Here is an 8,513-nt window from a genome sequence, read left to right as displayed (position 1 = left end):
CCATCGGGGTGCCGGTGGCCAGGTAGTGCTGGTGTTCACGAACGAGGTTGCCGGCCTCGTCATGGAACCACTGCAGTTTGCTCGCGGCGTTGATGGCCTGGATCAGCCTGCCGTTGCCGTCGTAGGCGAAGGTCTCTTCCTCGCGCTGCTCGCCCTGGCTGGGGATGCGGGAGGTGAAGCGCCTGACGGGGTCGAGATAACGTGAGCGCCGCGCCCACCGTTTAAGCCTCCCGGAGCATAGCCGACTCACTCATTTCAGCGCGTGAGGTGTCGGCAGATTTTTGCCTGAATTCGTCACCGCAATGGAACAGGTAATCGGCGCGTGAGAGGCCGAAGCTTTTCACGATCCTTCCAGAGCCCCGGAAAAACTTCAAACTTAAGATCGTCTCTATTTACGCCTGTATCGTAATAGCGAGCTAATCTGTCGGCGAGGTCAAGATCACCCCACATATTTGTAAGCTCATACGTTTCAATAATCTCTCGATCATCACAAACCGACAGATCGTGTTTTATTACCGAAGCCCCATATGTTTCTGGATTCTCACCCTCTCCTACGTCTATTAGTCTTCCACCATAAAACGGAAAGGTTCCTCGCCCACCCTTGAAATGCGAAACATCCAACGAAGAATACGGATCTATCCAGTAACGTTGCCGCGCAAAAACCCTAGATCTAATTCCTTCTATAGATATTTTACGCACACCCAAATTCTTCTGCACAACAGCCCCCACGAAAACTTCAAAAAGAACTTCTACCCTAGTCCAATCAACATCGTCCCAATGATCGTTTTCACGAAAGACATTGTAAATACACAAAGTTGTCTTCCCAGCCATACGCCCTACCGTATAAAGGCCATCCCTTACTTGCATCACAAGAAAATCACCTATCTTCCATACTATTCTTTTTTTCAAATCACCCACCCCTTAGTTAGAGCTCGCATACTACAGACCCGCCGAAGCCTTGAGAATCCAAATTTCGATTAGCGGCATCAGTATATTCTTGACGCCTTTTGTTATTCTTCCCAACCGGATTCTGTTTGTTTGCAGTTCCGTCTAGCCCATCGTTTTCCACAAAATAATGTTGCTCTAGTCCTCTGGCAGTGTCCTTTCCATCCTGACCGTATCCGCGATATGCGACCCGAGGAGCTGTTCCCCCAAAGCGCTCATAATTTCCGCCATATCGATACTTTACAACATCCACCCGACTCTATCCCCAGGCATACTTGCATAACCTATATACGGCTTACCTGTCTGCTGATCAATTGCTTGATACGTAACATGCGTCGCCGTTGCTGGATTTCCGGCAAGACCTAATGGATCGATCCAGTAAACCGGATTCGGCGTATACGCAAACAGGTTCAACCCGCCCGCATATCCAATCGGATCCTGCCCAACAAACCGCCCAACCGCCGGATCATAGTACCGATACCGGTTGTAATGCAGCCCAGTCTCATGGTCGTGATACTGACCCTGGAACCGGATCGGGTTGTTCAACCCCACCTGTTTCGCCCAGGCCGAACGTTCTTGTTTCACCTCACCCCACGCCTTGTACTGCGCCGACCACGCCACGTCGCCGTTGTGGTCGGTCAGCTCCATCGGCGTACCCAGGTGGTCACACTGGTACCAGGCAATCGCATCAAAGGGTTGTGGTGAGGCCGCTTGCTGCCAGAGCGGGTCCTGATCGATGTCGTAGGGGCGGTTGCTCCAGTCCGGCTCCTTGTACAACCGTATTGGGGCCTTGCGCAGAGCCTGCGCCACCGGCACAAAGCTGCCGGGTTCGTACAGGTAGTGCACCGTGCGCCCGGTGTCACCTTCATCCTGCGCAGGCGAGCTTTCCCAGGCGAGGGTGTCGCCGTCCCAGCCGAACAGGGTGAAGCCGCAGTTCAGCTCGCGCTGGCGCTTGGCTCGCTCCAGCTGGTTCCAGCCAGTACCGGCTTCAGGTTTGTTCCAGTAATGCGCCGTCGAGTGCTTGTGCAAGCGTCGCCCAAGGGCGTCATAGCTGTACTCGACCTTGAGCTTGTCGTCGCTGTAAGCCTGCAAGCGGTCGAACAGGTCCCAGGTGAACCGGGCCTGCACACCGTTGTGCAACCGATGGCTCAGGTTGCCCCGCTCGTCATAGGTGTAATGCGTGCCCGCATACTCGCGCAGCAGGTTGTCCATCAACCGGTTACGCCTGGGCGTGCGCTCCAGCGGCCGCGTCGGCTCGTGGTGCTTGTCATCCAGCAGGTTGCCGGCCGGGTCGAAGGCGAAGGTCTCCACGCCCAGGCGGCTGGTGGCCTGCAACAGGCGGCCAATCGGGTCGCACTGATACTCACGCTTGAGCAGGGTCGATTTGCCGTCCTGGCTGCCCAGCAAATGCACTCATCCTTCTATTTAGTTCTCTTCCTGGTTGACCACGATCTAAACAAAGTGTCCACCTCGTTAGCTAAGCCAATAACTTTCTGCTCAGCTTCGCTGTTACCAATCCTCATATTTTCAGGAAGTTTTTCCATCAAAAATTGATCTTGGCCACCTAGAATTCCTGACAGATGCGCATTCACACGAAAAATAATACGGTGCATTCTCCAACAAGTCGCTCCCTCACAACTAGCAGAACGAGAGAAACCACGATCCCCGATTGCTTTAGGAACACTCTTTCCACCAACCCAACATTCTGAATGGAGCTCGATAACTATATCCTTATAATTTGAATCCTCTCTTACATACTCTGGATCACTGAACAAAATCTTCCACCTCGGTATTTCGGAAAACCGAAGTGAGCATAAGATAGGGCGAAACAATCTCTCTGATAAATCAACCTCATGAATATTTTTCGGTGGTTCCAAATAGAAGTTCTTGAATACTTCTATCAGAGCACCAAGATTGCACTCGACGTGTTCAATTAACCGTGCCAGAACAAAGCCTACACGCCCATCTTTTGACATGTCCGGAATATAAAAAACATCACCCGACCTAACATCATTTCTTAGTAACCACATTCCGCCCCTCTCGAAACCTCATAAAGTCAAGATTTTTTTTCAGCAGCCTTACTAGCGCGTATTTCTGCTAGTGCTTTTTCTAGAATTTTCATGTCGGGAGGATTTTTCTGCCCCCCCTTAGATCTCATCCATTTCCCCACTGGATTTTTTGGCCCTCGTGTTAGGAGTCGCCCCTCTTCAGTTATTTCGCTTGCTTTAATAGAGCGCTTAACCACTTCACCCAGTTCATTACTCACCTTACAATTAAGAAGACCATTTCTCTCCATAAACAAAAAAAGTGACTTATAACCAATCTCTACACTTTCTCTCCACTCAGGAACTTCACGATACGCCTCCAACACGCCGTCAATATCCCAGACTGTATAATCCGAATACATTTAGATTCTCCTTTCAACTGTTGAAATTCCTAATACAGGGACCAATTCCCCCGTACTTCGATCTTTGACAAACACCCCACCGGCTTCGCGAATCCGACGTTCCTTATCAATTTGATCGCGTTTATCTGCGCTCATACTAGTAACCTCATGAGTTGTGGCAGCGCCGCCTTCAATGATTGCAGTATCAACTCTACGTCGCTCTCCCGTCTCAGGATCCTTCACAGATCTGCCATTCGAGTCCCGTAAGTAGCATTCACTTTGAATAGTGGCATTTGGATGCTTAATTCTCATTTCCGCATTAAACTCCTGATGCCGCCTATCTCCCTCAACTGCGTTTTTGATCCGCGCCAGCCCCCAAGGGTCGATCCAATCAATAGGGTTTGGTGCGTATACGAATAAGTTCAACCCACCCGCATAGCTGATCGGATCCTGCCCAACAAACCGCCCAACCGCCGGATCATAGTACCGATACCGGTTGTAGTGCAGACCCGTCTCATGGTCGTGATACTGGCCCTGAAAGCGGATCGGGTTGTTCAACCCCACCTGTTTCGCCCAGGCCGAACGTTCTTGTTTCGCCTCACCCCACGCCTTGTACTGCGCCGACCACGCCACGTCGCCGTTGTGGTCGGTCAGCTCCATCGGCGTACCCAGGTGGTCACACTGGTACCAGGCAATTGCATCAAAGGGTTGTGGCGAGGCCGCTTGCTGCCAGAGAGGGTCCTGGTCGATGTCGTAGGGGCGGTTGCTCCAGTCCGGCTCCTTGTACAACCGTATCGGGGCCTTGCGCAGAGCCTGTGCCACAGGCACAAAGCTGCCAGGCTCGTACAGGTAGTGCACCGTGCGCCCGGTGCCACCTTCATCCTGCGCAGGCGAGCTTTCCCAGGCGAGGGTGTCGCCGTCCCAGCCGAACAGGGTGAAACCGCAGTTCAGCTCGCGTTGGCGCTTGGCTCGCTCCAGCTCATTCCAGCCGGCCCCCACCTGAGGCTTGTTCCAGTAATGCGCCGTCGAATGCTTGTGCAACCGTCGCCCGAGGGCGTCATAGCTGTACTCGACCTTGAGCTTGTCATCGTTGTAGTAGTGGTGCAGTCAGTCGAAAAGGCCCCAGATACTGGGACCGCACGCCGTCGTGCGGTCGATGGTGCGCTTTAGCAATTCAAGCCTGAAAAGGTGATTCAATAATCTATGCCATACACGCTGCCAGAAGCTCGACTTCAGCGAGCTCTTTTCGAGCCATCTCTCGCTCGCTTTCGTTCAATATCCACACAGTGAAACCCTCCTTGACGGAGCATTCACCATATCGAACCATGGCAGACTTAAGCTGATGCAGTTTGTTAGAAGGCAGCGCGCTCAATTTTCGAGGAGAAAATAGATTTACCGCATAAACATCTCGAATATAAAAATCTTGCTTTCCAGCCCACTGCATCTTCAACCACATAATAACCTCATCCCCGCCTGACCATGTTAACGGGTGACTCTCATCAACTGTATGTATACCTTGCGCATAACCAAACCCATACGCATGATTTTCGGAATAGGCGTAAGCATAATCAAATGACGCACACCATTCAGAATACTCGAAAAACGAATTTACCAAATTTGAAATATTCGATCTTCCTGAAGAAACTGAAAGAACCAGACCTACATCTTTTGCTAGTACAGCAGAGCATTCACAATTCAGTGTCTCACGCACCTCCCCCTTTTCCAAAATACGCTCAGAATATAGTTCAATCGATTCTATCTTGCCCCCTCCCAACTCCTTAATTAACTTTCCTTCACTAAACTTAATCACACCGCCATTTTTCCCGCCATAGCGATCAATCCTGCCTCCCATTTTCTGCATCCACTCTTTCATCACTGAGTACGACATAGACATACTCAAATCGTGGCCGGGCCGAGGATGAGCCACTAGAAAATTGTAAGCTGTAACCATTTAATTACTCCGACGTGTTTTTTCCGTTTCTCTGTATGCACCAGCACGATCACCTAAGCCTTGCAAGGTGTTCTGTCCCTTCGCTCTTAGCTTGTGTGACTGATCGGTAGGCGATGGCACCTCAACGATATCTACCTTGCCATCCTTACGCAGCCCCGTCACATCAGGACGTGTAATCGGATCTGTAGGAACACCAGTCACAGTTTTAACAGCAACGTTCACACCCACCCGCTCATAATTCCCACTCATGGCCATCTGTTCCGCGATGTCTTCCGACATCTGCGCATGCCCTTCCCCACCAGTTTTCTGCCCCGTACCAATAATCGGACACCCATTGACCTCCCTTACCGGTTGCTTCTTCGCCAGCCCCAGCGGGTCAATCCAGAAGATTGGATTCGGGGCATAAGCAAACAAGTTTGCCCCGCCCAGATACTTGATCGGATCCTGCCCAATAAACCGACCAACCTCCGGATCATAGTACCGATACCGGTTGTAGTGCAGACCCGTCTCATGGTCGTGATACTGGCCCTGAAAGCGGATCGGGTTGTTCAACCCCACCTGTTTCGCTCAGGCCGAACGTTCTTGTTTCACCTCACCCCACGCCTTGTACTGCGCCGACCACGCCACGTCGCCGTTGTGGTCGGTCAGCTCCATCGGCGTACCCAGGTGGTCACACTGGTACCAGGCAATCGCATCAAAGGGTTGTGGTGAGGCCGCTTGCTGCCAGAGCGGGTCCTGATCGATGTCGTAGGGGCGGTTGCTCCAGTCCGGCTCCTTGTACAACCGTATCGGGGCCTTGCGCAGAGCCTGCGCCACCGGCACAAAGCTGCCCGGTTCGTACAGGTAGTGCACCGTGCGCCCGGTGTCACCTTCATCCTGCGCAGGCGAGCTTTCCCAGGCGAGGGTGTCGCCGTCCCAGCCGAACAGGGTGAAGCCGCAGTTCAGCTCGCGCTGGCGCTTGGCTCGCTCCAGCTGGTTCCAGCCAGTACCGGCTTCAGGTTTGTTCTAGTAATGCGCCGCCGAATGCTTGTGCAAGTGCCGCCCAAGGGCGTTATAGATGAACTCGGCCTTGTGGTTGCCGTCGCCGCATCTTTTTAAACAGCCAAATGGGTACTAGTGACCTACCTGCGTACTCCTGTGCAGTTGGCGGCTGAGATTCCCGGACGGATAGAGAGGAACCAATCTTAAAAAGCAAGCCTACGCGACCATAAAATTAAGTAACCCCAAAAACTTGCTACTTCGGAAAGTATCCAGGACAAGAGTTTTTCGGCCTATCCACTCCCCGCCCAAGGAACAAATGCCAGTTCTTCCCTGAAACAAACGCTCCTTCGGTCCAGTAATATCGATCGGTAACATAACTAACATTCCCCCCTGAGTCCTTAACACCTTTGCGTGCTATTTTCTTCAAAATTCTTGTCAGTACACGATCAATAACTTTTTCAGACTCAGATTTATCACCACTAAAAATTGTTGCTCCAATAGCATATTCGTCTTCCCCCCCATAGCAAGCACGAACAAAACCAACTTTATCCTTCCTGTCAACTTCAATCTGGGCTTTCCCCTTGAAGGAAAAGTCGCGATCTGAGCCCATTATTATTTTCATTTGAGGAAAGAGCTCAAATGAATCGAGCCTTACAAAGCCCCTATCTTTTACAAGTAGAAATGGTTCATTCATTCGGTATGAGATATACACTCCAAACCCAGTTTCATCCCTCAACTCATTAACCACTCCAATGTACTCTTGAAAATCCATAAAAACTGTTTTTTCCATGACTCACCTCGACGGACAATTTTTGTTATAAGGTCGAAATTGAACATCAGCTGGTCTATCGACACCTAAAGTTTTGGTACGTAAGTCTTCCATAGCTTTTTGCTCGCGCGGGACTGGTGTGCTCCCATCAGCTTTGACTTTCCCTACATTCCCATAGACAACTTTGCCATCAGCATCTCTATAGATAATGTCCGGCCGGCGTCCCTCTTTATTACCTCCAGGAGTTTTAATTAAATTCTCTTTTTCAACGCCACCTCCAGCTAGAACGGTACCCCCTGATGCTTGAACCTCTCGCCCCCAAGCATGAATGACTTGGTTATGCGGCCCTTCACCATTGGTCTTAGGTCCCCGTTTAGCCAGCCCAAATGGATCTATCCAGTCAATCGGATTCGGCGCATATATGAACAGGTTCAACCCACCAAAGTAACTGATCGGATCCTGCCCAACAAACCGCCCAACCGCCGGATCATAGTACCGATACCGGTTGTAGTGCAGACCCGTCTCATGGTCGTGATACTGGCCCTGAAAGCGGATCGGGTTGTTCAACCCCACCTGTTTCGCCCAGGCCGAACGTTCTTGTTTCACCTCACCCCACGCCTTGTACTGCGCCGACCACGCCACGTCGCCGTTGTAGTCGGTCAGTTCCATCGGCGTACCCAGGTGGTCACACTGGTACCAGGCAATCGCATCAAAGGGTTGTGGCGAGGCCGCTTGCTGCCAGAGCGGGTCCTGGTCGATGTCGTAGGGGCGGTTGCTCCAGTCCGGCTCCTTGTACAACCGTATCGGGGCCTTGCGCAGAGCCTGCGCCACCGGCACAAAGCTGCCTGGCTCGTACAGGTAGTGCACCGTGCGCCCGGTGCCACCTTCATCCTGCGCAGGCGAGCTTTCCCAGGCGAGGGTGTCGCCGTCCCAGCCGAACAGGGTGAAGCCGCAGTTCAGCTCGCGCTGGCGCTTGGCTCGCTCCAGCTGGTTCCAGCCAGTACCGGCTTCAGGTTTGTTCCAGTAATGCGCCGTCGAGTGCTTGTGCAACCGTCGCCCGAGGGCGTCATAGCTGTACTCGACCTTGAGCTTGTCGTCGCTGTAAGCCTGCAAGCGGTCGAACAGGTCCCAGGTGAAGCGGGCCTGCACACCGTTGTGCAACCGGTGGCTCAGGTTGCCCCGCTCGTCATAGGTGTAGTGCGTGCCCGCATATTCGCGCAGCAGGTTGTCCATCAAACGGTTGCGCTTTGGCGTGCGCTCCAGCGGCCGCGTCGGCTCGTGGTGCTTGTCGTCCAGCAGGTTGCCGGCCGGGTCGAAGGCGAAGGTCTCCACGCCCAGGCGGCTGGTGGCCTGTAACAGGCGGCCAATCGGGTCGTACTGGTAGGCCAGATGACCACGACGGGTGTCGTGGATGTCGCTCAGCTGGCCTACCGCGTCGTACTGATACTCACGCTTGAGCAGGGTCGATTTGCCGTCCTGGC

At 52.6% G+C, this 8,513-nt stretch carries 7 protein-coding genes and 3 pseudogenes; all 10 read right to left on the bottom strand.

The window, feature by feature from the left end; translation table 11 throughout:
- The coding region (locus MF6396_RS28615; RefSeq protein WP_153046138.1) for a hypothetical protein at positions 1-250 on the bottom strand (250 nt) is incomplete at its 3' end.
- Positions 251-294: 44 nt separating this feature from the next.
- Positions 295-909: a hypothetical protein gene (locus MF6396_RS28885; RefSeq protein ID WP_078481979.1), complete on the bottom strand. Its 615-nt coding sequence runs from the start codon at positions 907-909 to the stop codon at positions 295-297.
- A 390-nt stretch (positions 910-1,299) separates the two neighbouring features.
- Positions 1,300-2,352, bottom strand: a pseudogene (locus MF6396_RS29270) (RHS repeat-associated core domain-containing protein); the annotation flags it as partial.
- A gap of 14 nt (positions 2,353-2,366) precedes the next feature.
- Positions 2,367-2,975, bottom strand: coding sequence for a hypothetical protein (locus MF6396_RS28610; protein WP_153046137.1), 609 nt, complete (start codon positions 2,973-2,975; stop codon positions 2,367-2,369).
- A gap of 26 nt (positions 2,976-3,001) precedes the next feature.
- Entirely contained in the window at positions 3,002-3,352 is a 351-nt protein-coding gene (locus tag MF6396_RS28605) for a hypothetical protein (protein ID WP_146095045.1), read from the bottom strand.
- Positions 3,353-3,694: 342 nt separating this feature from the next.
- A pseudogene (locus MF6396_RS27250) lies at positions 3,695-4,426 on the bottom strand (RHS repeat-associated core domain-containing protein); the annotation flags it as partial.
- Between the two features lie 106 nt (positions 4,427-4,532).
- Positions 4,533-5,225 (bottom strand): hypothetical protein, encoded by a 693-nt coding sequence (locus MF6396_RS28600; RefSeq protein ID WP_153046136.1) that lies wholly within the window; start codon positions 5,223-5,225, stop codon positions 4,533-4,535.
- 414 nt (positions 5,226-5,639) lie between these two features.
- A pseudogene (locus MF6396_RS29265) lies at positions 5,640-6,338 on the bottom strand (RHS repeat domain-containing protein); the annotation flags it as partial.
- A 178-nt stretch (positions 6,339-6,516) separates the two neighbouring features.
- Positions 6,517-7,053: a hypothetical protein gene (locus MF6396_RS28595; protein WP_153046135.1), complete on the bottom strand. Its 537-nt coding sequence runs from the start codon at positions 7,051-7,053 to the stop codon at positions 6,517-6,519.
- A 3-nt stretch (positions 7,054-7,056) separates the two neighbouring features.
- Positions 7,057-8,513: RHS repeat-associated core domain-containing protein (locus MF6396_RS27240; RefSeq protein WP_238596494.1), on the bottom strand; the 1,457-nt coding region annotated here is incomplete at its 5' end.

The sequence above is a fragment of the Pseudomonas sp. MF6396 genome, assembly GCF_002018915.1.
Lineage (GTDB): Bacteria > Pseudomonadota > Gammaproteobacteria > Pseudomonadales > Pseudomonadaceae > Aquipseudomonas > Aquipseudomonas palmensis.
This window is presented reverse-complemented; position numbering and strand designations above follow the sequence as displayed.

Bases quoted from the DNA above. Each gene is read 5' to 3' on its own strand.
- MF6396_RS28595 (WP_153046135.1), bottom strand. From the start codon at position 7,053: ATGGAAAAAACAGTTTTTATGGATTTTCAAGAGTACATTGGAGTGGTT.
- MF6396_RS28600 (WP_153046136.1), bottom strand. From the start codon at position 5,225: ATGTCTATGTCGTACTCAGTGATGAAAGAGTGGATGCAGAAAATGGGA.
- MF6396_RS28605 (WP_146095045.1), bottom strand. From the start codon at position 3,352: ATGTATTCGGATTATACAGTCTGGGATATTGACGGCGTGTTGGAGGCG.
- MF6396_RS28610 (WP_153046137.1), bottom strand. From the start codon at position 2,975: ATGTGGTTACTAAGAAATGATGTTAGGTCGGGTGATGTTTTTTATATT.